This is a genomic window from Enterobacter sp. CC120223-11, from assembly GCF_900215375.1.
Lineage (GTDB): Bacteria > Pseudomonadota > Gammaproteobacteria > Enterobacterales > Enterobacteriaceae > Scandinavium.
This window is the reverse complement of sequence record NZ_OBEF01000014.1, coordinates 19,837-44,108: the sequence shown is the minus strand read 5'-3', so window position 1 is coordinate 44,108 and position 24,272 is coordinate 19,837. Positions and strand designations below refer to the sequence as shown.

Sequence of the window (24,272 nt, the reverse complement as noted above, 5' to 3'; positions counted from 1 at the left end):
CGGTTTCAGTGACCGCCAACAGTCCCGGTGAGGTTAAAGCACTGGCAAAAACCAGCGTAAAGAGCGCGCGCCCTTTGAGCCCAGTGATGGCTGGGGTTGGTGTTGTCATTGTTATTTCCTGCGAACAAACAAAAGCCTGTGAAATCATTGCCCTGTAAAAATCTATCCATTTAAGTCGCCGGAAAGGTGACTGGATATGTTATTGAGAATCATTCAATCATGGCGAAATGTAGTAGTAAATGTTCAGTGGAAGAAAAAAATACAGCGGTGTTTTGTCGAATAAGAACGCAGAGAGGAACGGAGGTGAAAATTAAATAAAGTCATATTTATCATTGCTTAGCAGGAATCATTTTAGTGAGACATTAGCCCTGGATAAACAAGGGAAATCCTGAAGTGGAAACAATGCGCTTGAGTGTTGACTACTACAGCGCTACATCGCATGATCGTGAGAATGAGATTTGTTTCTGTTTAACTGGCCGTTGCGGCGCAGGAGTGAACAATGCCACAACGGGCGGAAAGCCAGCCATCAGGGCTGGGGCTGGAGCATGTCAGCGCGGGCTACGGCCCTGAGCTTGTCATCGAGGATATTCACGTCACCCTTCCTCACGGGAAGCTCACTGCTCTGGTGGGGGCCAACGGCTGCGGGAAGTCCACCTTATTGTCGACCATTGCCCGACTGCTTAAGCCGCGGTCCGGCTGCGTGTGGCTCGATGGCAAACAGATCCATCAGCAGCCGGGCAAAGCTGTGGCGCGCCAGCTGGGTATTCTGCCGCAGTCGCCGGTTGCCCCTGAAGGGCTGACGGTTTTTGAACTGGTATCCCGGGGGCGTTATCCGTGGCAGGGGCTGCTGCGCCAGTGGTCTGACGCCGATGAGCAGGCGGTGGAGAAGGCATTACAGGTGACCGGCACCCAGGCGCTGGCCCATCTGCCGGTGGAAAGCCTCTCCGGTGGGCAGCGTCAGCGCTGCTGGATTGCGATGGCGCTGGCCCAGCAGACGCAGGTGATTTTGCTGGATGAGCCGACGGCATGGCTCGACCTGCGTTATCAGGTTGAAATTCTCGAACTCCTGCAACATCTCACACGCGATCACGGCCGGACGGTGGTTGTGGTGCTGCACGACCTCAATTTTGCGGTTAACTACGCCGATCGCCTGCTGTTGATGAAGCAGGGCAGACTGCATACCACGCTTGAAGAAAGTGTTGCCTGTACGCCTGAGATCATTCAGGAGATCTTCGGGGTGGGCGTGCAGAAGGTCATTAACCCTGAAACGGGCAGGCCGTTCTTCATTCCTTCGCGGAGTCCTGTTCAGTGAGCGCGCTGACGATAACGCCCGGTAAAAAACGCCGCGCGCCTATGGTGATGCTGATGCTTTTACTGCTGGCGGTGTTGGGCTGTGCGCTGATCCAGCTGGGGCTCGGTGCGCGGGACATTTCTCCCTTCACCGTCCTTCAGGCGCTGGTGGATTACAACCCACAAAATTTTGACCAACGCATTGTCGTTGAGCTGCGGCTGCGACGCCTGCTGGCGGCCTTGCTGGTGGGCGGCTCTCTCGGCGTGGCGGGTGTATTGCTGCAAACCTTAATCCGCAACCCGCTGGGCGAGCCGCATATTCTCGGCCTGAACGCGGGGGCCTCGCTGGCGGTGGTTGCTGGCTCCGCGCTGGGTTTTCAGTCTGCGGGACAGCCGCTCATCGCCGCGGTCGGTGCCGGGCTGCTGTTCAGCGTGGTCATGCTACTTTCAGCTGCCGGGCGCGGTGGCGCGACGCCGCTCAAGGTTACGCTCTGCGGTGTGGCGCTGTCGGCATTTGTCTCCTCCCTGACGGCTGCCGTACTGATCCTTAACGAACAAACGCTGCTTGCGCTGCGAACCTGGCTTGCGGGCGATCTCTCTGGCATTCATGCCGCTACGCTGATGACGGCCACTTACCCGGCGCTGGCGGGCTTTTTGTTGGCCTGCGTGCTGGCCCCGCGGCTGAACGCTCTGGCCCTCGGCGACTCTGTGGCTCAGGGGCTGGGCGTGAACCTGCTGCGCACGCGCCTGCTGGGGATGCTGGCGACGGCGTTGCTGTGTGGCGCATCGGTGGCGGTTGCCGGGCCGGTGGGGTTCATTGGCCTGCTGGTGCCGCACCTGATTCGCCGTCTGGCGACCGACGATCTGCGCTATGCGATGCTTCTGGCGGTGCCGACGGGCGGGCTGTTGCTGCTGCTGGCCGATATTCTCGCGCGCACTCTGCTGGCTCCGCAGGAACTGGCGACGGGCGCGGTAACGGCGCTGGTTGGTGCCCCGGTCTTTATTCTGCTGGCGGCGAGGTGCTTTCGATGAAACCAGCATTGCTGCGGGCAGGATTACGCGCGATTGCGTTGCCTGGCACGCAAATATTGGTCAGACCGAAAGCGCTGATGATGAGCGCGGGATTACTTTTACTCGCGGTGGCGCTTGCGCTCTTTAGCGTCACCCAGGGCTCCTTTGCGGTGCCTGCGCAGGCCATTTTCGGCGCATTGTTTGACGGACAAGCGCTGAGCGCTGAGCAGCAGATGATAGTCGGGGACATTCGATTGCCGAGACTGTTAATGGCGCTGCTCTGTGGCGCGATGCTCGGGATGGCGGGCGCGGCGATGCAAAGCATTACCCGCAACGGTCTTGCCGACCCGGGGCTTATCGGCGTCAAGGAAGGCACCTGCGTAGTGGTGCTGTCGCTGGTGCTGTTTTTCCCTTCGGTGAACGTCCTCTGGCGACCCGTTACGGGCCTCGCGGGGGGGGTACTGGTTACGTTGCTGGTGATTGCACTGGCGCGCGATTTGGCCAGGCCGCGTTTTGTTCTTATCGGGATCGGCATCTCCTGGCTGCTTTCTGCGGCGGTGGGGATTTTTATGACCACCGCCGACGTGCGTGACGTACAGACGGCGATGCTCTGGCTGGCGGGCAGTTTGCAGGCCGCAAGCTGGCCTCTGCTGGCGGTGGCGGTGGCCTGGGCCATACCTGCCACACTGCTGCTATTAATGACGGCCCGGGCGGCGGATGTCGCTCTGCTGGGCCCGGAGGCGGCCACCGGGCTCGGGGTGCGTTTGACTCAGCTCACCTGGCTGAGGCTGTTCGCCCCGGTGCTGCTGACCTCCGCCAGCGTCTCCTGCGTGGGAAGCCTCGGGTTTGTCGGGCTGATGGCGCCGCATCTGGCACGCTTTCTGCTGCGCGGCGGGCAGCTCGCGCTGATTAGCGCCAGCGCGTTAATTGGGGCACTGCTGGTGCTGCTGGCCGACACGATTGGCCGGCTGGCACCGCTACAGCTTCCCGCGGGTATTGTGATTGCTCTTGTTGGCGGGCCTTTTTTCATCGGTTTGCTCTGGCGTCGTCGTGACGCGCTTTAAGTAAGGATGGTTATGCGCTGGCTGGTTGTGATTTTTTCTCTGATAGGTTTTGCTGCTGTCGCCGGGGAAACCCGCGCTTTTACGGATGACCTCGGGCGCACTGTGCAGGTGCCGGTGCATCCGCAGCGAATTGTTTCGATGCACGATCTGGATATCACCATTCCCCTTATCGAACTGGGGGTGCCGCCGGTGGCCAGCCACGGACGCACAAGGGCCGACGGCAGTCATTATCTGCGCTCCAGCGCGGAGCTTACCGGCGTCGATTTCAGCAACAGCGCGATCCAGTTTATCGGCAGCGCCGACATCGACCTGGAGGCAATTGCGGCGGCGAAACCGGACCTGATCATCACCGAGCCCAACCGCAACGTCCCGGCGGATCAGCTGCAAAAAATTGCCCCGACGGTGAGCATCGATCACCTGCTCGGCAGCGCGCCGAGGATCTATCAGAAGCTTGCCGAACTCACCGGGACCCAGGCGCGGCTCGCCATTCTCGACGCTCGCTATCAGGCTGAAATCGCGCAGCTGAAAGCGCTGATCCCCACGCAAAACATCACCGTGTCCGTCATTCAGGCCAACAACGGCAAAGTTACCGTGCATCACTCTTATCATGCACTTGGCCGCGTGCTGCGCGATGCGGGGTTCCGCTTTCCACCGCTGATTGAGCAGATTCCCGATGGCCAGCGCATTGATGTCGGCGCCGAGCGGCTGCCGGAGCTGGATGCGGATTTTGTGTTTGCCACCTGGCGTTCAGACACCGGCGGCAAGCCTGAAGAGGAGCTGAAGGCGATGGAGGCAGTGATGCCGGGCTGGTGCGATTTCATGCAGGCCTGCAGGCGTGGGCACTACATTTTGCTGCCGCGCGAGGAGGTCATTTCGAATTCCTATGCCGGGCTGAGTCTGATGGTGGCACAGGTGCAGTCGCACCTGGTGGGCCGCCCGCTGCCGGGTGACAAATGATGAAAAACAGAGTGCGTGACAAGGTCGACATTCTCGGCGATCGGCTGCGGGCGAGGGCGCATCAGCTGTCGCCGCGCCTGCTGGAGGTGGCGAATTACCTCAACGAGCATCGCGAAGAGGTGCTGGAGCGCACGGCAATGGAAATTGCTGCGGCAACGCAAACCTCCGATGCCACGGTGGTGCGTGCCGTTCAGGCGCTGGGGTTCGCCGGACTGCGCGATTTAAAACTCACGCTGGACCGCTGGTTTGGCCCGACGATCACCTCCTCGGAAAAGATGCAGTCGACGGTGAATGCCCTGGCGAGCGACGTGAATGCGAGCATTGATTTTGTCCTCGAAGGACACCAGCGCGCCTGCGACATTCTGAGCAGCACGCATAACCGTGATGCCGTCGCCAGGGCGGTGGCGCTGCTGGCCGAGGCGCGCCAGGTTGGCCTGTTTGGCATCGGCGCATCGGGCATTCTGGCGGAGTACACCGCTCGCTTGTTCAGCCGCATTGGGCTGTCGTCGTACGTAATGAACCGCACGGGGTTCAGCCTCGCTGAACAGCTCATCAACCTGCAACGCGGCGACGTCATCGTCATGATGGGACAGAAATCGCCGCACCGGGAAGGGATGACGCTGCTGCGGGAGGCCAAAAGGCTTGGGCTGCCGGTGATTCTGCTGACGCAGGCGGTGGAATCCCGTTTCAGTCAGGCTTCGCAGGTGGTCATCGAAGTCCCGCGCGGCGGCGGAGACGGGCGTGTACCGCTGCACGGCACCGTGCTGGTTTGTCTGGAGATGTTAGTGCTGTCGGTGGCAAGCACCACCCCACAGCGAACGGTGAAGTCACTGAAACGCGTCAATGAGCTGCACCGGTCGATCGGCAAATCCGGCGGCAGAAAGGGCTGAATCAATATAACCCGCGGTTATTACCCGCTTCGCTTGTTGCATAAGGCCAATAAGTTATGTATTTTTATGCAAATTAAATGCATAAAAAGGTAATGATATGATCGCAAAATGGATGAAAGCCTGTTGTCTCACGGCGGCCCTCGCGGCCAGCGCACACGCGGCAGCAGAAACCTACGTAGTCGGCGCGGGCGGAACCTACCGCCCGTTCGAGTTTGAAAATAATCAGAAGCAGCTGGAAGGTTTTGATATCGATCTGATCAAGGCCATCGCCAAAGCAGAAAACTTTGATATCAAACTGGTGAACACGCCGTGGGAGGGCATTTTTGCCACCCTGAACTCCGGCGATCGCGACATCATCATTTCCGGTATCACCATTACTGACAAGCGTAAGCAGATGGTCGATTTCTCTGCGCCGTACTTCCCCGCTGAGCAATCCATTGTGGTGCCAAAAGATTCAAAAGTCGGTTCGCTTGCCGACCTGAAAGATCAGAAGGTCGGCGTGGTGAACTCCAGCACCGGGGACATTGTAGTGTCTGACGTGCTCGGTAAAAACAGCACTGCGATTAAGCGTTTCGACAACACACCGCTGATGCTGCAGGAGCTGTTTGAGGACGGTGTCAGCGCCGCGGTGGGTGACGTTGGCGTGGTGAAGTACTACATCAAACAGCACCCGGAAAAACAGTTCAAACTGGTGCCGGATGCCAAATTTGAACGTCAGTATTTCGGTATTGCGGTGGCAAAAGGCAACACCGAACTGCTTGGCAAGCTGAACGCCGGGCTGAAAAAAATCGTGGCTGACGGCACCTACGCCAAAATCTATCAGACCTGGTTCGACGCTGACGTGCCTGCCTTACCGGCCCAGTAAATCTTTTCTTTTTCACGGCGATCGCCTTAGTGGACGGTCGCCGTTTTTTCAGGGATAAGTTATGACGGGATTCCGTTGGGAAATTATCGAGGAGTACGGCCCGCTGTTCGTGGACGGCGCGATAATGACCCTCAAATGCACCATTATCTGTGTGATCCTCGGCACGCTTTGGGGGCTGACGCTCGGGCTCGGGCGGATGGCGAGAGCCGATCATGGGCCATGGAAGTACGTGCTGCGTTACCTCGTGCAGTTCCCGGTGCGCTTTTATGTCAGCGCGTTTCGCGGTACGCCGCTGTTCGTGCAGATCATGGTCGTGCACTTCGCGCTGGTGCCGCTGTTTATCAACCCTCGTGACGGTTTGCTGGTCACCAGCGGCGTGATGAGCAGCGATTTTGCTCGCGAACTGCGCTCGAACTATGGCGCATTTTTGTCCTGTATCGTCGCTATTACGCTCAATGCTGGCGCTTACGTTTCCGAAATTTTCCGTGCGGGCATTCAGTCCATCGATAAAGGGCAGATGGAAGCCTCGCGCGCACTCGGCATGCCGTGGTGGAAAACCATGCGCAAGGTGATCCTGCCCCAGGCTTTCCGCCGTATTCTGCCGCCTCTCGGCAACAATGCGATTGCCATCGTGAAAGATTCTTCGCTGGCATCGGCGATTGGCCTGGCCGATCTGGCCTACGCGGCGCGTACGGTTTCGGGAGCATACGCCACCTACTGGGAACCCTACCTGACCATTTCCCTGGTCTATTGGGTGATAACGTTCGTGCTGGCGCAGCTGGTTAACCGTCTGGAAAAGAGGTTTGGCAAAAGTGATTCACATTAAAAATTTGCATAAGCACTTTGGTGACAGCCACGTGCTGCGCGGCATTGACTGCGATATTCAGCCTCAGGAAGTGGTGTGCGTCATTGGCCCATCCGGCTCAGGGAAAAGTACTTTTCTGCGCTGTATGAACGCGCTGGAAAGCGTGACGGAAGGGGAAGTGGTGGTGAACGGTTTTGCCGTGCATGACAAAAAAACCGATCTCAATAAGCTGCGCGAAAGCGTGGGCATGGTGTTCCAGCGCTTTAATCTGTTTCCGCACATGACGGTGCTGGAAAACCTGCTGATGGCACCCATGTCGCTGCGGGGGATGACGCGAGCGGATGCTGTAGCGTTCGCCGAAGGTCTGCTGGCGAAGGTGGGTCTCAGCGATAAGCGTGATGCCTGGCCGTCGAGCTTATCCGGCGGTCAGCAGCAGCGCGTGGCGATTGCCCGGGCGCTGGCGATGCAGCCCTCAATTATGCTGTTTGATGAGCCGACCTCTGCGCTCGACCCGGAGCTGGTGGGCGACGTGCTGGAGGTGATGAAGAACCTCGCCCGGGAAGGGATGACGATGGTCATCGTGACCCACGAAATGGGCTTTGCCCGCGAAGTGGCGGATCGGGTGATTTTCATCGATCAGGGCATCATTCAGGAGCAGGGCTCGCCGGAGCAGATCTTCAGCACGCCGCAAAACCCGCGCACGGCCTCTTTCCTCAGTAAGGTGCTGTAATTTAACGCGACCAGCGATGCCATGGCTTGCCGGAATGGTATCGCTGGATTACGCTTAGACCCTCACTTCTTTTTAGACCGATCGCTATGGCCTGGTACTCACGCTTACTGGCGGACATTCCCGGCATTCGCCATGCCTTTCTCGACGTTCATGAATCTGCGGCTTTTGATAAATCCCTGCTGGTGGATATTAAGCAGGTTCATGGCGCGGACGTGCTTCACTTCACTGGAAAAATGGAGCAAAGACCTCTGGTGGACGGCGTGCTGACGTCGCTTACCGGGCAGCAGATTGGCATAGTGACGGCGGACTGCCTGCCTGTGTTGATGGCCTCGCGTGATGGTCGGCTGATAGCCAGCCTTCACGCGGGCTGGCGTGGCACCGCAAAGGGTATATTGCAGCATTGTGTCAGGCAGTTTGTCGATCGGGGCGTGGCGGTGGAAGAGATTGTCGTGGCCGTCGGGCCGCACATTCGGGCCTGCTGTTATGAAGTTTCAGCGTCTTTTTACGAAGGATTAGTGCAAACGCCTGCACGGGAATTGGTCACGGCAAATCGCACGAAGCTGTTTTTCCCAGCGCCAATCAGGCCTAATGCGCAAAGTGCTGTCGCGCGGGAGAAAACAAGCCAGTGGTTTGATCTGCCCCGTTTCTGTTTGCTTCAGCTCGCTCAGGCTGGCATCGCAGGTGCACAGATAGATGTGATGGAAAAATGCACCTATTGCGCGCCGGAGGTGCTGGGATCTTATCGACGCAGAACGCATATTCCGGCGACCAAAACGCAGCAGGTTTCGTGGATACTGAAAGAAAAATAAGAGGGCAGGCGGGAGGTGCCTGCCCGGTGCGTTAATTCAGACGGTCGTCGATGCGGTCGTGCCGGTCGGACTGGCGTTCGTTGCGCGATTCCTGGCGGCTGTCCTGGCCGTCGCGGAAGTCATCCTGTCGGGTATCCTGGCGTGACTGAGCCTTTTTACGGTTTTGCTCTTCCCGGTCATGTCGCGAATGTATCTGTTTCTTTTCAGACTGATGTCGCGCATGACGAGCGTTCTGATTATCGTGGTGAATGTCATCCCAACTTTTGGCGCTAGCGAAACCATGAGTGCAAGCAGCAATCATGACAAGTGAAATGAGCGTGAGTTTTTTCATAACAAAATCCATTGTTGAAAGGCTGGGCTTAGCCTAATGGAGCAGACTACAATGTTCAAAGGCCAGTGCATCCACTTTTGGAGTTGTTTATTGTTTTATTTGGTTTTATCTTTGACTTTAATTGCTCGTTATTTTGAATATTTAAGCTTACGCTTAACGCAAAAGATTGTTTATTAATGTCTAATGGGAATGTATTCACCGCGTCCATTTGTGGACTATTCTCACCATTGTAAATCTCCACGATTCAATTACTCTTACACCGTTAATCATTTTCTGATAATGGATGTTATGAAGCAGGGAAACATTGCAGTACCGTCGCTGTTCCTTTACGAGCCGCGTTTGCTGATGCGCATGCTGGTAGCCAGTAGGGTAGAAACAGACTTTCCATCTCTGGAGGTCTACCCGTTAATACCGCCAAGCATTGAGAACCTTACCGGAACATTTCCGGGTAATAAAGTGCTGCTATTCGGTGTGGGAGGTGCAGGACATTCACTTTATGAACTTCTACGCGCTGTGCGTAAAATGAAATCATTAAAAGTCAAAACCATCGGTTGGCTCCCATGCGGTTATCCCTGGCTACAGCGCTTGATGCGAGCTCTCGGTGTAAAGCAGGTTATTTGTGAAGAAGAGCTGGATGCGCAATTATACCGTGTATTGCGCGAAACTATCAGCAGCAAACCGCCTGCTTTCAGGCCCACGGAAGATGCGGTGCGTACGAAGGTTATGACGCAGACTGAACTCGAGATCCTGCTGCAGTTTGCTGCGGGTCTTTCATCAAAAGAGATGGCAGAGCGGCGCGGCTGCAGCTACAAAACGATTTTTTCATGGAAGCACAATATTTGTGAGGCGCTGGCAGTCGAATCCCACGCACAGTGGCTTGAATTGCTTTCAGAACTCGTTCAACTCACTTCACTTTATCGGGCAGACTAATATTATGGCGACTTATAGCATTTTATCTTTTAGTCCAGATTCTGTCTGGCTGCGCGCAATTGATTTGGGGTTTGCTCATCTGGCGCGTATTAATCCAGGCTGGACCTATTCATTAACGACGGAGCAGGATAATAACCCCGTCCCGAACCTTTATATTCTTGATCTGACGAATGCAACAGAAGCCTGCGTCGAATCCTTTCCGGTAAAGAACTCGCGGATGCTGGTGTTACTCCGTGCATCGCAGCCTCGCTTAATCCGCAAACTTTATGAAGAAAGCCGCTGCTCTGTGCTTTGCGTCGACGAATATTTCTTTAACTACCGAGATATTGTTGAAGCCAGCGCGCGAAATAAGCGTTTTTTAAGTCCGTATATTTGTGAACTTACAACCATGCAGCCAACGGCTGAATTGGCAATTGAATTAACCGCAGCGGAAAGCAAAGTGCTGACCTACATCCGTGATGGACTGAATGGAGTCGAGATATCTGAGGCCTTATTCAGAAGCCAGAAGACCGTTAGCAGCCACAAGCGCAATATTATGCGCAAGTTGGGGGTCAGGGATGACCTTGGCCTGAAGCAAAAAATTCTGGCGATGGCCGAGTGTGAACTGTAATAAAAAAGACCCGCAAAACGCGGGTCTCTTTTTGCCTGCAAAACGACAAACTAGTGTGTCGCTTCACCCACCATGCCGCCCGCACCCGCGCCTACTGCGGCACCTTTGAGCACGCTGTTGCCGGTCATTGCTGCGGCACCAGCACCAACCACTGCGCCAACGGCACCGCCTTTACGCGCCGCTTTCCCTTTGTCACCGCTTTTGAACATGGCACCCGTGCCTGCACCAACCACAGCCCCACCGACGGTGGATTTAATGCTCTTTCCTGTTGCAGCCCCAGCGACGGCGCCAATGACCGCGCCCGTGGCCGTTTTATCCATTGCTGTGCCGGACATGGAAACGGCCAGTAACGTCATCAGTAATACACCTTGTACTTTCTTCATCTTCATTCCTTTTAGCCTTCACTTAATAACTGAACGCCATGCGTCTGCTGGCGCACATCGTTCAAATGAACATCCATCTGCGGGAAGGGCATCTGAATATGATTTTCATCCAGAGCAAGCTTGATGCCTTCCATCAGGTCGAAATACACGTCCCAGTAATGGCGATTTTCAGTCCAGACTCGCACCACAAAATTCAGTGAGGAGGGGGCAAACTCATTCAATCGGATGGTATAGCCTTTGTGGTGCAGCACGCGCGGGTCGAGTGTGACAACGGTAGTAATCACATTTTTAACGTGCGTGATGTTGCTGCTGTAAGCCACGCCAAGGGCAATATCGACCCGTCGTTGGCTCTGACGTGAATAGTTGGTGATTTCACTGGAGATGATTTTGCCATTCGGCACCACCACAACCTTGTTATCCGAGGTGCGGAGCGTCGTCGAAAAAATGTGTACTTCCTCGATAGTCCCGGCTACGGCGCCGACGCTTGCAAATTCGCCTGCGCGGATAGGGCGCAGTGAAACCAGCAGGACACCGGCGGCAAAATTGGCGAGCGACCCCTGCAGTGCAAGTCCGATAGCCAGCCCTGCGGCGCCAATCACGGCGATAATTGACGACGTTTCGACGCCAATTCGCCCAAGGGCTGCGATAACGGCGAAAGCCAGCAGCGCATAACGCAGCAGCGCGCTACAAAAGAGCGTGATCGTGTGGTCAACTTTGCGTTTAGTTAGAAGCGCCTGAAAACCTTTGCTGGCAATGCGGGAGAAAAATATGCCGACGCACAGAAGAATGATGGCACCCAGCAAATTCACGCATCCCTGGATGATTGCGGATTCGTTGTTGATGACCCAATAGATTAACTGCCTGATACCCGGGAATGCCTCAATTTTCATATAACCGTCCGTTGGAAAAAAAACGCATTATATTGAGCAGCAGCAGAGGCGAGAAACTGATAACGAGTCCATTAATGGAGCGGAAAATGAGTTGCAAAAGAGGCTGAAGTAGCAGAGAAAACTGAGGGAAAACAGTGAATGGTGCGTCCGAGTGGACTCGAACCACCGACCCCCACCATGTCAAGGTGGTGCTCTAACCAACTGAGCTACGGACGCACATAAAGAGAAGCAATGGTGCGTTCAATTGGACTCGAACCAACGACCCCCACCATGTCAAGGTGGTGCTCTAACCAACTGAGCTATGAACGCAATGGTGCGTCCGAGTGGACTCGAACCACCGACCCCCACCATGTCAAGGTGGTGCTCTAACCAACTGAGCTACGGACGCACAACGGGGACGAATATTAGCGGCAGGGAGGGGATGTGGCAAGAGGCAAATGCCACTTTTCTTTCTGATTTCACGCGATTGCGGAAACAGTGCGCAAACTGCTGCGAAAGCAGCCGCCCGGAGGCGGCTGAGGGAGGATTAGCGTGCGGCACGCGCCAGGATAATCGCCGAAGGTTGGCGCTGCAGGAAACGCATCCGCAGCATCATCAGCACCGCCGCCGAAGTCAGGCCGATGATAAAGCCCATCCAGAAACCGGCTGGCCCCATGCGCGGCACTACGATGTCCGTCAGCGCCAGCACATAGCCGCTCGGCAGGCCGAGCACCCAGTAGGCGGTAAAGGTAATAAAGAAGATCGAGCGAGTGTCTTTATAACCACGCAGGATCCCGCTGCCAATCACCTGGATGGAGTCTGAAATCTGATACACCGCCGCCAGCAGCATCAGCTGCGAGGCCAGGGTGACCACTTCAGGATTATCGTTGTACAGCAGGGCGATGTGCTCACGCAGCGTCACCGTGAAAATAGCGGTGACAACGGCCATGCACACGCCAACGCCAAGCCCGGTGCGCGCCGCGGTTTGCGCATCCAGCGTCGAGCCCTGGCCCAGACGGAAACCCACGCGGATGGTGACGGCGGCAGCCAGCGACATCGGCAGCACGAACATCAGCGAGCTGAAGTTGAGAGCAATCTGGTGGCCCGCAACGTCGACAATACCCAAAGGCGAGACCAGCAGGGCAACGACGGCAAACAGCGTCACTTCGAAAAACAGCGCCAGCGCGATAGGCAGGCCAAGCTGCACCAGACGCTTCATGATCGCGTAATCTGGCTTGCCGAGGCCTTCGTGAGTGCGGATATCACGCATGGAGCGGGCGCGTTTCACGTAGGAGATCATCGCAAAGAACATCACCCAGTAAACGGCAGCCGTCGCTACGCCGCATCCCACGCCGCCAAGCTCGGGCATGCCGAAATGGCCATAGATGAAGACGTAGTTCACCGGTATGTTCACCAGCAGGCCAATAAAGCCCATTACCATGCCGGGTTTGGTTTTGGCCAGGCCTTCGCACTGGTTACGGCAAACCTGGAAGAACAAATAGCCCGGCACGCCCCACAGCAGCGCGCGCAAATAGCCGACGGCTTTATTTGCCAGTTCAGGGTCAATGTTATGCATCGCATGAATGATGTAACCGGCATTCCACAGCACGATCATCACCAGCAGGCTGACGAACCCGGCCAGCCAGAAGCCCTGGCGAACCTGATGACCGATACGATCGCGACGGCCGGAGCCATTCAATTGCGCGATAACGGGCGTCAGTGCCAGCAGCAGACCGTGGCCAAACAGGATTGCCGGGAGCCAGATGGAGGTGCCGATGGCGACCGCGGCCATATCGGTGGCGCTATAGCCACCGGCCATAACCGTATCAACGAAGCCCATTGCGGTCTGGGCCACCTGGGCAATGATGACCGGGATAGCCAGCGCAAGAAGCTGGCGCGCTTCTGTGACGTACTTTTGCACGAGAGTACCTTTTTATATTGTTATTGTTGAAGAGACTAAAAAACCCGCCGTTACTGGCAGCAAGAAGAAAGATCAGGGGAATTTTCAAACATATTGTAGCGAGTAATAGCCATTAAGCCAGTCAAAAAATGGCACTAAGTGCCCTCTGACTGGCAAGGCTGAAACGCAACTGTTATTGTGCGGGATATGAAAGACGGCGATGATTCCGTCCTTGCACAGACAGGAGCTTAAGGCATGTTTACTGGTATCGTTCAGGGCACAGCGAAAGTGGTGTCCATCGATGAAAAACCAAACTTCCGTACCCATATTGTTGAAATGCCTGAGCATATGCTCGACGGCATCGAAACCGGCGCCTCCATTGCCCATAACGGCTGCTGCCTGACAGTCACCGAAATTAACGGCGACCGCATCAGCTTCGATCTGATGAAAGAAACGCTGCGTATTACCAATCTGGGCGAACTAAAAGAGGGCGACGTGGTTAACGTTGAACGCGCGGCGCGCTTTAACGACGAAATTGGCGGGCATTTAATGTCCGGCCATATTATGACCACGGCGGAAGTTGCGAAGATCCTGACCTCGGAAAATAATCGCCAGATCTGGTTCAAGGTGCAGGACCCGTCTTTAATGAAGTACATCCTGTACAAAGGCTTTATCGGCATCGACGGCATTAGCCTGACGGTGGGTGAAGTCACGTCAACTCGTTTCTGCGTTCACCTGATCCCGGAAACGCTCGAGCGTACGACGCTTGGCAAGAAAAAGCTGGGCGAAAAAGTGAACATCGAAATCGACCCGCAAACGCAGGCGGTGGTGGATACGGTGGAGCGTGTGATGGCGGCGAAAGAGGCCGCGGCCAAACCGTCAGTCAGCGCAGAATAAAAGAAACCCCGGCTTGCCGGGGTTTTGTTTTAACGTGCAACGCGCAGACCACCTTCGGCTCCGCGCGTGAATACCACCTGCCAGAGGTGAATATCCCTGGCGCGAAACGCCCCGGCGCAGGCGTTCAGGTAATACGAGAACATCCGTTTGAATCGTTCCGAATAGTTGTCGGCAATTTCAGGCCAGCATTGTAAAAAACGGGCGTGCCAGGCCATCAGCGTGGTGTCATAGTCAGCGCCAAAGTTGTGCCAGTCCTCCATCACAAAGTGAGGCTCGCTGGCGTTGGCGATTTGACGCACAGAGGGCAGGCAGCCGTTCGGGAAGATGTATTTGTTGATCCAGGGATCAACGTTGTTGTCCGTCCTTTTCGACCCGATGGTGTGCAGCAGGAAAAGGCCATCCTGCTTCAGATTTCTGTCGACGACGTTGAAATAGGTGGCGTAGTTTTTCGGCCCGACGTGCTCGAACATGCCGACAGAAACGATACGGTCGAATTGATCCTGCAAACCCCGATAGTCCTGCAACAGGATTTGCACGTCCAGCCCTTCACAGCGGGCCTGGGCCAATTTCTGCTGCTCCGCAGAAATGGTCACGCCAACCACGCTGACGCCGTAATTTTTCGCCATGTAATACGCCAGACCGCCCCAGCCGCAGCCAATATCCAGCACCCGCATGCCGGGCTGCAGCTGCAGTTTCTGACAAATAAGGCTCAGCTTAGCCTGCTGGGCCTGTTCCAGCGTTTCCGCTTCTTTCCAGTAGGCGCAGGAATACTGCATAAACGGATCGAGCATCCGGCTGAACAGGTCATTACCCAGATCGTAATGCTCTTTGCCGACTATCCAGGCGCGTTTTTTACTTTGCAAATTTAGCAGGCGAGCACCTGCAATGCGGAGGGTGTCTTTAAGATGGTGGGGGAGTTGGCTTTCGAGCCCGGCGCGCAATACCTGCTGGAAAAACACATCCAGCCGTTCGCATTCCCACCAGCCATCCATATAGCTTTCGCCTAATCCCAGAGACCCTTCCTGCAGCACGCGCTTAAAGAAGAGGGGATTATTTACCTGGATATCTGAGGGGGCTGAACCATTAATTCTGATACCGGCGCGGCTCAACAGTTCGTTGACTATCCGGAACCAGTCGTCATTGGGCACATTGACTTCTTCTATACACGATGAACTCATAGCTTCTCCATCACGCGGCTTGTGATCAGAACCTTAAAACAGCGTAGACGCTTTTTGGGTTATGTGAGAACTCTCACGGAATTACCGTGAGTCTGCTATCCGACGTAGAACAGAGGAAGGGAGATATCCCTTGCCGAAAGGCCATCCGTGGTGAAACGAGGGAGATCCGTTCCCTCGTTAATCGCTAATATTTATCGTATTTATGTAAGACCGAAAATCAGTATAGGCCGCAAAAATAGCTGATTCAATAAAAAATCTTAGCAAACTAATGACTGAATTGTTACATAGTCGCTAATGTCACTATGCGTGTGATTCTTCAGCCACATTTTCATCTGCTGTGGATTGCATCCGATAGCCCCAGGCCGCCAGCACGACGGTCGCCAGCATCACGCTGGTGGTGGTCAGCAGCGGGGTGGCTATCAGGGTTGAAACCACAATGCTTGCCAGGAAGCACAAACCCAATTGCAGCGTGTTCTGCAATGCCGCCGCGCGACCTGTTGCCTGCGGGAACGGGCGAAGTGCCTGAGCCACAACGATCGGGTAAATCGCGCCGTTAGCCATTGCCATCAGGCAGAAGGGAATCAGCAGAGTGGTCAGTGAGTTGCCTGCGGTCAGGCCCACGGCAAAGGTGCCTGCCACGCTCACGGCAAAGGCTGTCAGCAGCCATGGCAGCATCTGCTGGCCCTGCCATTTCTGCAGCGCAGCGCGACAGCCATAACCCCCGATAAGGAAAGCGATGGTCTGTGGGACATAGCTCAGGCCAATCACCGTCGGGCCGTAGCCCATCGCATCAAGAATAAACGGCGACCCGGTAAGCCACGCGAAGAAACTGGCGGAGCAGGCGGCGTAGATAAGCACGTTGCCGCGATAATCCTGTGAGCGAAGCAGGGTCATAAAGGTGAGCGGTTGTTCTTCCTTATGGAATGTTTTGACCGGTTTTTTCAGGCGCAGGGCAGGCAGCATCAGCAGCAGCGTAATCCCGAACAGCGTGGCGAAAATGGCCTGCCACTCAAAGTGATGCAGGATCCAGCTGCCAAGTAACGGCGCCAGCGCCGGGGAAAGCCCGACCAGCGGCATAATCGTCGCAAAAATACGGTTGGTGCGACTGGCTGGATAATAGTCCGTCACCATCGCCTGCCAGGTCACCGCAGCGGCACAAACCCCGACGGCCTGCACAAAACGCAGAACCAGCAGCAGCGTGGCATCGCGGACCCACAGCATACCGAGACAGCCCACGGCAAAGATGGCAAGCCCTGTCAGCAGCACAGGTTTGCGACCGTAACGGTCGGAGAGTGGCCCCCACAAAAGCTGAGCGAAGGCAAACCCGGCCAGGAACAGGCTGAGGCTGGCGCTAACGGCCGCGGCGGGCGTTTGTAAATCATTCTGAATCGCGGCAAAAGCGGGGAGATACATATCGGTTGCCAGAAAACCGAGCACGCTGAGGCCCGCCAGCCAGCATAAAAATCCTTTACCAGGTTGCATAATCTTTCTCTTTCTTGTTGCAGGTGTACATGGCAGCAGAGTGTAGGGAGTGCAACTTTGCTTGTGAAACGCTAATATTTGTCGGGTGAGTTCAAAATTTTTGCAGGCAAAAAATGTGGTCTGAATATTCCCTTGAAGTGGTGGACGCGGTGGCCCGTAACGGCAGCTTCAGCGCGGCCGCACAGGAGTTGCATCGCGTGCCTTCTGCGGTCAGCTATACGGTGCGTCAGCTGGAGGAGTGGCTGGCTGTGCCGCTGTTCGAACGGCGTCATCGTGACGTCGAGCTAACGCCAGCCGGGGTCTGGTTTTTGAAAGAAGGGCGCTCTGTTATCAAAAAAATGCAGATCACCCGCCAGCAGTGCCAGCAGATAGCCAACGGCTGGCGCGGCAATCTGGCGATCGCCGTCGACAACATCGTGCGCCCCGAGCGCACCCGACAGCTGATTGTCGATTTCTACCGTCATTTTCAGGACGTGGAGCTGTGCGTTTTCCAGGAGGTGTTTAACGGCGTCTGGGATGCACTGTCGGATGGGCGCGTTGAACTGGCCATTGGGGCGACGCAGGCGATCCCGGTTGGTGGACGCTATGCTTTTCGCGACATGGGGATGCTGAGCTGGAACTGCGTGGTGTCCAGTCAGCATCCTTTGGCGCAGATGCCCGGCCCGCTAAGCGACGACGTGTTGCGCAACTGGCCAGCGCTGGTACGCGAAGACACGTCCCGTTCGTTGCCCAAACGCATCACCTGGCTTTTGGATAACCAAAAGCGGATCGTGGTGCCGGACTGGGAATCCTCTGCCACCTGCCTTTCGGCGGGGCTGTGTGCCGGAATGGTACCGACGCATTTTGCCCGCCCGTACATTGACAGCGGTGAGTGGGTCGCACTTGAACTGGAGAATCCGTTCCCGGATGCGGCGTGCTGCCTGACGTGGCAACAAAATGATATGTCACCGGCGCTGAGCTGGCTGCTGGAGTATCTGGGGGACAGCGAAACGCTGAATAAGGAGTGGCTGCAGGAGCCGGCGTGACCGGCCCCTGAGAGGCATTAACGGCGGTAATCGCGGTACGGACCGTCCGCCACCGAGCGACGTTCAATCAGGCGCGGGTGGACTTCAATAGACTGCGACTCTTCACGCTTGTTGACGATTCTGTCGAGCAGCATGTCGAAGGCAGCTTCACCGAGAGAATCCTTCGGCTGATGAATGGTCGTCAGCGCCGGGGTGAAGAAGCGGGCGTTGCGCACGTTGTCATACCCGATCACAGAAATATCCTGCGGGACGCGCAGACCATGCTCATCGGCGGCACAGAGCGCGCCCATCGCCATGATGTCACCACCGCAGAAAACCGCGGTAGGGCGCGGCTGTTGCGCAATAATTTGCTGCATCGCGCGGTAGCCGGATTCAGGCTCGAAGTCGCCCTGCACAATCCAGTTCTCCGGCACGTTCACCTGCGCTTCTTCCATCGCTCGCATAAACCCTGCCAGGCGGCCTGCACCGGTGTTGCGTTCCATCGGGCCCGGGATCACGCCGATATCGCGATGACCGCGTTCGAGCAGGTAGCGACCGGCCAGGTATCCGCCCTGGAAAGCGTTGTCGATAACGGTGTCAGTAAAGTCGGCCTTGGCTTCACCCCAGTCCATCACCACCATCGGAATGTGGCGGTACTCTTCCAGCATATCGAGCACCGGCTGCGGGTATTCGGAGCACATTACCAGCAGGCCATCGACGCGCTTTTGCGCCATCATTGACAGGTAGGCGCGCTGTTTTTCCAGGTTATTCCAGGCGTTGCCGAGGATAAGCGTGTAGCCTTTTTCGAAACAGTTTTTCTCAACGGCTTCAATAATTTCCGCAAAGTAGGCCGCTTCGCTGCTGGTGGCCAGCAGACCGATGGTTTTGGTGTGATTGACCTTCAGGCTGCGCGCCACGGCGCTTGGCGAGTAGTGCAGCTCTTTGATCGCCGCCCAAACCGCGTTACGCGTCTCTTCGGCAACGAAACGCGTTTTGTTAATCACATGTGATACGGTTGTGGTGGAAACGTTTGCGCGCTTCGCTACATCTTTAATTGTTGCCATTCGTTCTCACTCCAGACCCTTCCCTTACGCCTGATTACCGATACGGAAACGTTTGCCTTTACACACCCTTAACACAATTCATTCGAATTGCGGTACGCCGGGATACGACACAGGACGACAGGAGGGGGTCAATGGCTGGTACGCTTTTAAATTAGCGTGGAATTTTGTCTGATTCTGAGGCAAAGGGAAAGAGAAAAATCGCTATCAGCCTAAAAGCCGGAAGATTTTTAGCTTTGTTTGTGCAAAAATGAGCAGGCTCACTTTTGCTGTGGGGATTAAAAGGAGAAAAATTGATGAGTACCGATCTGAAGCTCTCTCTGATGACTACAGTAGTCGCTTTGGCGTTGATTGTCGCCGCTGGGCTGACTGCGGTGTTGCACTGATTTATCCGGAGGGAGAGTCCTCTTCCTCCTTCTTTACGCTCCTCCGATTGTTATCAAATTCGCAATAAACTTTTGTCATTTTGTTTACTTCTGTTTTTTTGTGATTGATGTCATGCTTTTCACTTCTGTTGTCGTGCCCTTGCGAAAAAAGGGTTAACCGGAGTCGTGACATGAAAATCAATTTTCCCCTGCTGGCGTTGGCGATTGGCGCTTTTGCCATCGGCACCACCGAGTTTTCGCCGATGGGCCTGCTGCCCGTTATCGCCAAAGGCGTGGATGTCTCGATTCCCGTAGCAGGGATGCTGATAAGCGCCTATGCCATTGGCGTGATGGTCGGTGCGCCGCTGATGACGCTGCTGCTCTCGCATCGCGCCCGCCGCAATGCGCTTATTTTCCTGATGGCGATTTTTACCCTCGGCAACGTGCTGTCAGCCATCGCGCCCGATTACACCACGCTGCTGCTGTCGCGCATTATCACCAGCCTTAACCACGGTGCCTTCTTCGGCCTCGGGTCGGTGGTGGCAGCAAGCGTTGTGCCCAAACATAAGCAGGCGAGTGCGGTAGCGACCATGTTTATGGGCCTGACGATTGCCAATATCGGCGGTGTCCCGGCGGCGACCTGGCTCGGTGAAACCATCGGCTGGCGTATGTCGTTCCTCGCTACGGCGGGACTTGGCGTGGTGGCGATGGCGAGCCTGTGGTTCTCACTGCCGAAAGGCACCAGCGGTGAACGTCCGGACGTGAAACAGGAGATGTCGGTGCTGATGCGTCCGCAGGTGCTAACGGCGCTGCTGACGACGGTGCTTGGCGCGGGCGCTATGTTCACGCTTTACACCTATATTTCCCCCGTACTGCACAGCATTACCTCCGCGTCTCCGCTGTTCGTTACGGCGATGCTGGTGCTGATTGGCGTCGGTTTCTCTATCGGTAACTATCTGGGCGGCAAGTTTGCGGACCGCTCGGTGACCGGCACGCTGAAAGGGTTTTTGCTACTGCTTATTGCGGTGATGGTGGCGATTCCGTGGGTTGCGCAAAATGAGATTGGCGCGGCTGTCAGCATGGTCGTCTGGGGCGCAGCAACGTTCGCTGTCGTGCCTCCTTTGCAGATGCGAGTGATGCGCGTGGCGCACGAGGCTCCAGGGCTTTCATCTTCGGTCAATATCGGGGCGTTCAATCTTGGAAATGCGCTCGGTGCGGCAGCCGGTGGGGCGGTGATTTCCGGCGGTCTGGGCTACGGTTTTGTGCCGGTGATGGGGGCGATAATTGCCGGTGTGGCGCTGCTCGTGGTGCTGTTCAGCGGTCGTCGTCAGCCTGAAGGTGCATACTCCAGCCACTGATAATATGCCCGGCGGCGATCACCGCCGGGCCTGGTCTTATGCCGCGAGGTTCTTCGCCACAAATTCCCAGTTTACCAGCGCCCAGAAGTGCTCGAGGTAGTTCGGGCGGGCGTTACGGTAGTCGATGTAATAGGCATGTTCCCACACATCTACGGTCAGCAGCGGTTTGGCGTCAGTCGTCAGCGGTGTACCTGCGTTCGACGTAGAAACGATAGCCAGTTTGCCGTCTGCTTTCTTCACAAGCCATGTCCAGCCCGCGCCAAAGTTTTTCACTGCGGCATCGGTGAACTGTGCTTTGAAATCAGCAAAGCTGCCGAAGCTTGCATTGATCGCCGCAGCGACTTCACCCGTTGGCTCGCCACCGGCGTTGGGTGCCAGGCAGTGCCAGTAGAAGGTGTGGTTCCATACCTGAGCGGCGTTATTGAACACGCCAGCTTCGGAGGTACGAACGATCTCTTCCAGGGTTTTACCTTCAAAGGCGGTGCCCTTGATCAGGTTGTTGAGGTTGGTGACGTAGGTCTGGTGATGCTTGCCGTAGTGGTATTCCAGCGTTTCAGCAGAAATGTGCGGCGCCAGGGCGTCTTTTGCATACGGTAGTGCAGGTAATTCGAATGACATTGCTTCTTCTCCCTATTATTTTAAGACCCAATAACCCTGTATTGAGTAGGGATAGAGTAGCAAATTAAAAGATGTGGCTAAAGAAGAACTTACCCCGAAGTCGAAACGACGGGGCAGGGATCAGCGAATGGTTTTAGGCGTCATCACGCGGCGTGCGCCGACGTAGTGGTTGGCCCAGTAATCTTCACTGAGGGAGGTAATCTGAATATCTCGCCCGGTACGTGGAGACTGAATGAATTTCCCACCGCCAACGTACACGCCGACGTGATCGGCGGTGCCGCGCCCGCGAGTGCGGAAGAACACCAGGTCACCGCTTTGCAACTCACCACGATCGACAGAGCGGGCATCACGCAGGTGATACATCTCATTGGCGGTGCGAGGAATGCGGAATTTAACCAGGTCTTTATAGGCGTAATAAACCAGACCGCTGCAGTCGAAACCGGTGCGTGGCGATGTGCCACCCCAGCGATACGGCTTGCCAATCTGGCCCATCAGTTTGTTCATCGCCGTTTTCTGCGCTTTCTGCACGCGAGCCTTGTGGGCGTCGGCAATGGTCAGCGGCTTCACTTCTTCGTTAACGCATTTCTTATGGCCTTTACGCACGCTGCATTTCTGCACCATTTTCACGGAGGCCGTTTTCAGGGCCGGGCTGCGGGTTTTGCGGGTGGAGGCAGTTTTGCTGACGGCGGATGCTGCGGATTTGCTTTTAAGCGTGGTTTTCTTTTTGCTGGTAGTTTTTGCTTTGGCGGTGGTTTTACTTTTGCTGCCGCTGGTTCGTTTTTTACGGTCCGTCTTGGCCTGGTGTGACTTCTGGGATGCAGAAGAGCGCGCCTGTTCAGACGCATGAGACAAAGGCGTTATCGACAACGATGTAAACAGTAAAGCACAGAGCGTGATCGAGATTTTATTTATCCGCGCCACTGAGCATTCCTCTGTTGGGCAGGCAAGCAGTCATGCCTGGGTATGATTGACAAAACGCATCGATTCTAATGCATAAAAACCCTGGTTGTTAATAGACTTTTTCTATTGGGTGTTCCATTTCGTTAGCGACTGCAAAAAAATGCATCAAAATGGAAACATGACGTTCGGAAAATGCTCAAGTAACCGCGCGGCGTTGCCGATAAACACATATTTTTAAGGCAACTTTACAGCGTCAGAGGTAAAATGCCTATGAGTGAACAAAATGTTATTTTCTGGCAGTAGCCTTGGCGTTACACTGAGTAGCTACAGTCATAAAAAGAAGTTTGAGGAAGCAAGACAATGAGCACGACTCTTGAGAAAATCCAGACCCAAATCGCTGAAAACCCAATTCTCCTGTACATGAAAGGTTCCCCGAAGCTGCCGAGCTGTGGTTTCTCTGCTCAGGCGGTTCAGGCGCTGTCTGCCTGCGGCGAGCGTTTTGCTTACGTTGATATTCTGCAAAACCCGGACATCCGCGCCGAACTGCCAAAATACGCAAACTGGCCGACCTTCCCGCAGCTGTGGGTTGACGGTGAGCTGGTTGGCGGCTGCGACATTCTGATTGAAATGTACCAGCGCGGCGAACTTCAGCAGCTGATCAAAGAGACGGCAGCTAAGTACAAAGACGACGAGCAGGCTGCAGAATAAGTTTCTGCCCGGCAATAAAAAAGCGACCAGATGGTCGCTTTTTTTATCACTCGCTTTCGGGAACGGGCAACGGCCAGCCGCCGAGGCGCTTCCAGCGATTGACGATTTCGCAAAACAGCTGAGCGGTTTGTTCGGTGTCGTACAGGGCAGAGTGCGCCTTAGTACCGTCAAACTCCATTCCGGCCGCGATACAGGCTTTTGAAAGCACGGTTTGCCCCAGTGCCAGACCGCTCAGGGCGGCGGTATCAAAGGTCACGAAAGGGTGGAACGGATTGCGCTTCAGGCCTGCGCGCTCGGCGGCGGCCATCATAAAGCTGTGATCGAAGGTCGCGTTATGCGCCACCATAATCGCGCGGTTGCACTCCTGATCCTTCATGCCCTTACGCACTTCTTTGAAAATGGCGTGCAGCGCATCATATTCGCTGACTGCACCACGCTCTGGGTCGTTCGGATCGATGCCGTTAAAGGCCAGCGCTTCCGGCACCAGGTTGGCACCTTCAAACGGTTCAACGTGAAAATGCAGCGTGCTGTCTGGCATCAGCCAGCCTTCCTCGTCCATTTTTAACGTCACGGCGGCGACTTCGAGCAGCGCATCCGTTTTGGCGTTAAAACCCGCGGTTTCCACATCAATCACTACAGGATAAAAACCACGGAAGCGGTCGCACAGTGCATTACGTTGAGCGTTGTCGGACATCAGGATCTCTTAGGCTTACAAAAAGTAGCGCGCATTATGGCAAATTTTGCCGGCGGTTGCAGCAGAGGCGGGAGCAAAAAAAGGGTGCCTCAGCACCCGTGCAGCTTAGTCGCCGAGACCTTTACCGGCGTCTTTGGCTTCGATCAGTTCGATTTTGTAGCCATCGGGATCTTCGACAAAGGCGATAACGGTGGTGCCGCCTTTAACGGGACCTGCTTCACGCGTGACGTTGCCGCCGTTGTTGCGGATGCGTTCGCAGGCTTCGGCTGCGTTGTCCACGCTCAGGGCGATGTGGCCATAGGCGGTGCCGAGATCGTAGCTTTCCACGTCCCAGTTATAGGTCAGTTCGATGACCGCTTCTTCGCTTTCCGGACCGTAGCCCACGAAGGCGAGGGAGTACTTATATTCCGGGTTTTCGCTGGTGCGCAGCAGGCTCATGCCCAGTACGTTGGTGTAAAACTCGATGGAGCGTTGCAGGTTGCCCACGCGAAGCATGGTGTGAAGCAGGCGCATACTCTTCCCCTTAAGGTGTTGTTTGTACATCAGGAATAGCAGTATAGCGG

The 24,272-nt window shown here is 55.7% G+C and carries 27 protein-coding genes and 3 tRNA genes; 16 read left to right on the top strand and 14 right to left on the bottom strand.

Features of this window, described 5'->3' with window-relative positions; translation table 11 throughout:
• The first annotated feature begins 499 nt into the window (after nucleotides 1-499).
• The 9 genes from CRO87_RS16040 to pgeF all read left to right on the top strand — a co-directional run bounded on the left by CRO87_RS16040 (nucleotide 500) and on the right by pgeF (nucleotide 8,421).
• Nucleotides 500-1,312, top strand: coding sequence for an ABC transporter ATP-binding protein (locus CRO87_RS16040; RefSeq protein WP_097163938.1), 813 nt, complete (start codon nucleotides 500-502; stop codon nucleotides 1,310-1,312).
• A 41-nt stretch (nucleotides 1,313-1,353) separates the two neighbouring features.
• Nucleotides 1,354-2,322, top strand: a complete 969-nt coding sequence (locus CRO87_RS16035; protein WP_097164011.1) for an iron ABC transporter permease — start codon at nucleotides 1,354-1,356, stop codon at nucleotides 2,320-2,322.
• Entirely contained in the window at nucleotides 2,319-3,365 is a 1,047-nt protein-coding gene (locus CRO87_RS16030; RefSeq protein ID WP_097163937.1) for an iron ABC transporter permease, read from the top strand. Before CRO87_RS16035 ends, CRO87_RS16030 begins: the two co-directional genes overlap by 4 nt.
• 12 nt (nucleotides 3,366-3,377) lie before the next feature.
• The gene (locus tag CRO87_RS16025; protein WP_097163936.1) at nucleotides 3,378-4,322 is read left to right on the top strand and encodes an iron-siderophore ABC transporter substrate-binding protein; all 945 of its coding nucleotides are present in this window, start codon (nucleotides 3,378-3,380) and stop codon (nucleotides 4,320-4,322) included.
• On the top strand, nucleotides 4,322-5,212 hold the full coding sequence (locus tag CRO87_RS16020; RefSeq protein WP_097164010.1) for a MurR/RpiR family transcriptional regulator: 891 nt from the start codon (nucleotides 4,322-4,324) through the stop codon (nucleotides 5,210-5,212). The genes CRO87_RS16025 and CRO87_RS16020 overlap by 1 nt, the downstream gene beginning before the upstream one ends.
• A gap of 97 nt (nucleotides 5,213-5,309) precedes the next feature.
• Nucleotides 5,310-6,077 (top strand): basic amino acid ABC transporter substrate-binding protein, encoded by a 768-nt coding sequence (locus CRO87_RS16015; protein WP_097163935.1) that lies wholly within the window; start codon nucleotides 5,310-5,312, stop codon nucleotides 6,075-6,077.
• Between the two features lie 61 nt (nucleotides 6,078-6,138).
• Entirely contained in the window at nucleotides 6,139-6,903 is a 765-nt protein-coding gene (locus CRO87_RS16010; protein WP_097163934.1) for an amino acid ABC transporter permease, read from the top strand.
• A complete protein-coding gene (locus CRO87_RS16005) occupies nucleotides 6,890-7,612 on the top strand; it encodes an amino acid ABC transporter ATP-binding protein (protein WP_097164009.1) in 723 nt (240 codons plus the stop codon). The genes CRO87_RS16010 and CRO87_RS16005 overlap by 14 nt, the downstream gene beginning before the upstream one ends.
• A gap of 86 nt (nucleotides 7,613-7,698) precedes the next feature.
• Nucleotides 7,699-8,421: a peptidoglycan editing factor PgeF gene (pgeF, locus tag CRO87_RS16000; protein WP_097163933.1), complete on the top strand. Its 723-nt coding sequence runs from the start codon at nucleotides 7,699-7,701 to the stop codon at nucleotides 8,419-8,421.
• A 31-nt stretch (nucleotides 8,422-8,452) separates the two neighbouring features.
• Here the strand turns inward: pgeF and CRO87_RS15995 are convergent, their stop codons facing one another.
• Nucleotides 8,453-8,752 (bottom strand): hypothetical protein, encoded by a 300-nt coding sequence (locus CRO87_RS15995; protein ID WP_097163932.1) that lies wholly within the window; start codon nucleotides 8,750-8,752, stop codon nucleotides 8,453-8,455.
• Between the two features lie 288 nt (nucleotides 8,753-9,040).
• Between CRO87_RS15995 and CRO87_RS15990 the strand changes: the two genes are divergently transcribed.
• Both CRO87_RS15990 and CRO87_RS15985 read left to right on the top strand, forming a co-directional pair.
• The gene (locus CRO87_RS15990) at nucleotides 9,041-9,682 is read left to right on the top strand and encodes a LuxR C-terminal-related transcriptional regulator (protein WP_176504325.1); all 642 of its coding nucleotides are present in this window, start codon (nucleotides 9,041-9,043) and stop codon (nucleotides 9,680-9,682) included.
• 4 nt (nucleotides 9,683-9,686) lie between these two features.
• Nucleotides 9,687-10,292 carry a helix-turn-helix transcriptional regulator gene (locus tag CRO87_RS15985; RefSeq protein WP_097163930.1) on the top strand — a complete coding sequence of 202 codons (606 nt, stop codon included), beginning with the start codon at nucleotides 9,687-9,689 and terminating at the stop codon, nucleotides 10,290-10,292.
• Between the two features lie 50 nt (nucleotides 10,293-10,342).
• On the opposite strand, the gene CRO87_RS15980 is transcribed toward CRO87_RS15985, so the two are convergent.
• From CRO87_RS15980 to mdtK, 6 genes are all read right to left on the bottom strand, one after another.
• Nucleotides 10,343-10,675 (bottom strand): glycine zipper domain-containing protein, encoded by a 333-nt coding sequence (locus tag CRO87_RS15980; protein WP_097163929.1) that lies wholly within the window; start codon nucleotides 10,673-10,675, stop codon nucleotides 10,343-10,345.
• Nucleotides 10,676-10,686: 11 nt separating this feature from the next.
• Nucleotides 10,687-11,565: a small-conductance mechanosensitive channel MscS gene (gene mscS / locus CRO87_RS15975; RefSeq protein ID WP_097163928.1), complete on the bottom strand. Its 879-nt coding sequence runs from the start codon at nucleotides 11,563-11,565 to the stop codon at nucleotides 10,687-10,689.
• A gap of 139 nt (nucleotides 11,566-11,704) precedes the next feature.
• Nucleotides 11,705-11,781: transfer RNA gene (locus tag CRO87_RS15970), tRNA-Val, on the bottom strand.
• A gap of 16 nt (nucleotides 11,782-11,797) precedes the next feature.
• Nucleotides 11,798-11,874, bottom strand: a tRNA-Val gene (locus tag CRO87_RS15965).
• A gap of 2 nt (nucleotides 11,875-11,876) precedes the next feature.
• Nucleotides 11,877-11,953 (bottom strand) — tRNA-Val (locus tag CRO87_RS15960).
• A 138-nt stretch (nucleotides 11,954-12,091) separates the two neighbouring features.
• Nucleotides 12,092-13,465, bottom strand: coding sequence for an MdtK family multidrug efflux MATE transporter (gene mdtK, locus CRO87_RS15955; protein ID WP_097163927.1), 1,374 nt, complete (start codon nucleotides 13,463-13,465; stop codon nucleotides 12,092-12,094).
• 234 nt (nucleotides 13,466-13,699) lie between these two features.
• Between mdtK and CRO87_RS15950 the strand changes: the two genes are divergently transcribed.
• On the top strand, nucleotides 13,700-14,341 hold the full coding sequence (locus tag CRO87_RS15950) for a riboflavin synthase subunit alpha (RefSeq protein ID WP_097163926.1): 642 nt from the start codon (nucleotides 13,700-13,702) through the stop codon (nucleotides 14,339-14,341).
• Between the two features lie 29 nt (nucleotides 14,342-14,370).
• Here the strand turns inward: CRO87_RS15950 and cfa are convergent, their stop codons facing one another.
• On the bottom strand, nucleotides 14,371-15,519 hold the full coding sequence (gene cfa, locus CRO87_RS15945; protein ID WP_097163925.1) for a cyclopropane fatty acyl phospholipid synthase: 1,149 nt from the start codon (nucleotides 15,517-15,519) through the stop codon (nucleotides 14,371-14,373).
• Between the two features lie 300 nt (nucleotides 15,520-15,819).
• Nucleotides 15,820-17,004 (bottom strand): purine nucleoside transporter PunC, encoded by a 1,185-nt coding sequence (punC, locus tag CRO87_RS15940; RefSeq protein ID WP_097163924.1) that lies wholly within the window; start codon nucleotides 17,002-17,004, stop codon nucleotides 15,820-15,822.
• Between the two features lie 110 nt (nucleotides 17,005-17,114).
• On the opposite strand from punC, the gene punR reads away from it, so the two are divergent.
• The gene (gene punR / locus CRO87_RS15935; protein ID WP_097163923.1) at nucleotides 17,115-18,026 is read left to right on the top strand and encodes a DNA-binding transcriptional activator PunR; all 912 of its coding nucleotides are present in this window, start codon (nucleotides 17,115-17,117) and stop codon (nucleotides 18,024-18,026) included.
• 17 nt (nucleotides 18,027-18,043) lie between these two features.
• On the opposite strand, the gene purR is transcribed toward punR, so the two are convergent.
• A complete protein-coding gene (purR, locus tag CRO87_RS15930) occupies nucleotides 18,044-19,069 on the bottom strand; it encodes an HTH-type transcriptional repressor PurR (RefSeq protein WP_097163922.1) in 1,026 nt (341 codons plus the stop codon).
• Nucleotides 19,070-19,362: 293 nt separating this feature from the next.
• Between purR and CRO87_RS15925 the strand changes: the two genes are divergently transcribed.
• Both CRO87_RS15925 and CRO87_RS15920 read left to right on the top strand, forming a co-directional pair.
• Nucleotides 19,363-19,452 carry a YnhF family membrane protein gene (locus CRO87_RS15925; protein ID WP_097163921.1) on the top strand — a complete coding sequence of 30 codons (90 nt, stop codon included), beginning with the start codon at nucleotides 19,363-19,365 and terminating at the stop codon, nucleotides 19,450-19,452.
• Between the two features lie 170 nt (nucleotides 19,453-19,622).
• Nucleotides 19,623-20,789, top strand: coding sequence for an MFS transporter (locus tag CRO87_RS15920; RefSeq protein ID WP_097163920.1), 1,167 nt, complete (start codon nucleotides 19,623-19,625; stop codon nucleotides 20,787-20,789).
• A gap of 36 nt (nucleotides 20,790-20,825) precedes the next feature.
• Here the strand turns inward: CRO87_RS15920 and sodB are convergent, their stop codons facing one another.
• A complete protein-coding gene (gene sodB, locus CRO87_RS15915; protein ID WP_097163919.1) occupies nucleotides 20,826-21,407 on the bottom strand; it encodes a superoxide dismutase [Fe] in 582 nt (193 codons plus the stop codon).
• Nucleotides 21,408-21,527: 120 nt separating this feature from the next.
• Nucleotides 21,528-22,328: a C40 family peptidase gene (locus CRO87_RS15910; protein WP_097163918.1), complete on the bottom strand. Its 801-nt coding sequence runs from the start codon at nucleotides 22,326-22,328 to the stop codon at nucleotides 21,528-21,530.
• 339 nt (nucleotides 22,329-22,667) lie between these two features.
• Here CRO87_RS15910 and CRO87_RS15905 point away from each other — a divergent pair, with 339 nt between their 5' ends.
• Nucleotides 22,668-23,015 carry a Grx4 family monothiol glutaredoxin gene (locus CRO87_RS15905; RefSeq protein ID WP_097163917.1) on the top strand — a complete coding sequence of 116 codons (348 nt, stop codon included), beginning with the start codon at nucleotides 22,668-22,670 and terminating at the stop codon, nucleotides 23,013-23,015.
• A gap of 46 nt (nucleotides 23,016-23,061) precedes the next feature.
• On the opposite strand, the gene rnt is transcribed toward CRO87_RS15905, so the two are convergent.
• Both rnt and gloA read right to left on the bottom strand, forming a co-directional pair.
• Nucleotides 23,062-23,709, bottom strand: coding sequence for a ribonuclease T (rnt, locus tag CRO87_RS15900; protein WP_097163916.1), 648 nt, complete (start codon nucleotides 23,707-23,709; stop codon nucleotides 23,062-23,064).
• A gap of 105 nt (nucleotides 23,710-23,814) precedes the next feature.
• Nucleotides 23,815-24,222, bottom strand: a complete 408-nt coding sequence (gene gloA / locus CRO87_RS15895; protein WP_097163915.1) for a lactoylglutathione lyase — start codon at nucleotides 24,220-24,222, stop codon at nucleotides 23,815-23,817.
• Nucleotides 24,223-24,272 lie beyond the last annotated feature (50 nt).

Bases quoted from the DNA above. Each gene is read 5' to 3' on its own strand.
- CRO87_RS16040 (WP_097163938.1), top strand. From the start codon at position 500: ATGCCACAACGGGCGGAAAGCCAGCCATCAGGGCTGGGGCTGGAGCAT.
- CRO87_RS16035 (WP_097164011.1), top strand. From the start codon at position 1,354: ATGGTGATGCTGATGCTTTTACTGCTGGCGGTGTTGGGCTGTGCGCTG.
- CRO87_RS16030 (WP_097163937.1), top strand. From the start codon at position 2,319: ATGAAACCAGCATTGCTGCGGGCAGGATTACGCGCGATTGCGTTGCCT.
- CRO87_RS16025 (WP_097163936.1), top strand. From the start codon at position 3,378: ATGCGCTGGCTGGTTGTGATTTTTTCTCTGATAGGTTTTGCTGCTGTC.
- CRO87_RS16020 (WP_097164010.1), top strand. From the start codon at position 4,322: ATGAAAAACAGAGTGCGTGACAAGGTCGACATTCTCGGCGATCGGCTG.
- CRO87_RS16015 (WP_097163935.1), top strand. From the start codon at position 5,310: ATGATCGCAAAATGGATGAAAGCCTGTTGTCTCACGGCGGCCCTCGCG.
- CRO87_RS16010 (WP_097163934.1), top strand. From the start codon at position 6,139: ATGACGGGATTCCGTTGGGAAATTATCGAGGAGTACGGCCCGCTGTTC.
- pgeF (WP_097163933.1), top strand. From the start codon at position 7,699: ATGGCCTGGTACTCACGCTTACTGGCGGACATTCCCGGCATTCGCCAT.
- CRO87_RS15995 (WP_097163932.1), bottom strand. From the start codon at position 8,752: ATGAAAAAACTCACGCTCATTTCACTTGTCATGATTGCTGCTTGCACT.
- CRO87_RS15990 (WP_176504325.1), top strand. From the start codon at position 9,041: ATGAAGCAGGGAAACATTGCAGTACCGTCGCTGTTCCTTTACGAGCCG.
- CRO87_RS15985 (WP_097163930.1), top strand. From the start codon at position 9,687: ATGGCGACTTATAGCATTTTATCTTTTAGTCCAGATTCTGTCTGGCTG.
- CRO87_RS15980 (WP_097163929.1), bottom strand. From the start codon at position 10,675: ATGAAGAAAGTACAAGGTGTATTACTGATGACGTTACTGGCCGTTTCC.
- mscS (WP_097163928.1), bottom strand. From the start codon at position 11,565: ATGAAAATTGAGGCATTCCCGGGTATCAGGCAGTTAATCTATTGGGTC.
- CRO87_RS15950 (WP_097163926.1), top strand. From the start codon at position 13,700: ATGTTTACTGGTATCGTTCAGGGCACAGCGAAAGTGGTGTCCATCGAT.
- cfa (WP_097163925.1), bottom strand. From the start codon at position 15,519: ATGAGTTCATCGTGTATAGAAGAAGTCAATGTGCCCAATGACGACTGG.
- punR (WP_097163923.1), top strand. From the start codon at position 17,115: ATGTGGTCTGAATATTCCCTTGAAGTGGTGGACGCGGTGGCCCGTAAC.
- purR (WP_097163922.1), bottom strand. From the start codon at position 19,069: ATGGCAACAATTAAAGATGTAGCGAAGCGCGCAAACGTTTCCACCACA.
- CRO87_RS15925 (WP_097163921.1), top strand. From the start codon at position 19,363: ATGAGTACCGATCTGAAGCTCTCTCTGATGACTACAGTAGTCGCTTTG.
- CRO87_RS15920 (WP_097163920.1), top strand. From the start codon at position 19,623: ATGAAAATCAATTTTCCCCTGCTGGCGTTGGCGATTGGCGCTTTTGCC.
- sodB (WP_097163919.1), bottom strand. From the start codon at position 21,407: ATGTCATTCGAATTACCTGCACTACCGTATGCAAAAGACGCCCTGGCG.
- CRO87_RS15905 (WP_097163917.1), top strand. From the start codon at position 22,668: ATGAGCACGACTCTTGAGAAAATCCAGACCCAAATCGCTGAAAACCCA.
- rnt (WP_097163916.1), bottom strand. From the start codon at position 23,709: ATGTCCGACAACGCTCAACGTAATGCACTGTGCGACCGCTTCCGTGGT.
- gloA (WP_097163915.1), bottom strand. From the start codon at position 24,222: ATGCGCCTGCTTCACACCATGCTTCGCGTGGGCAACCTGCAACGCTCC.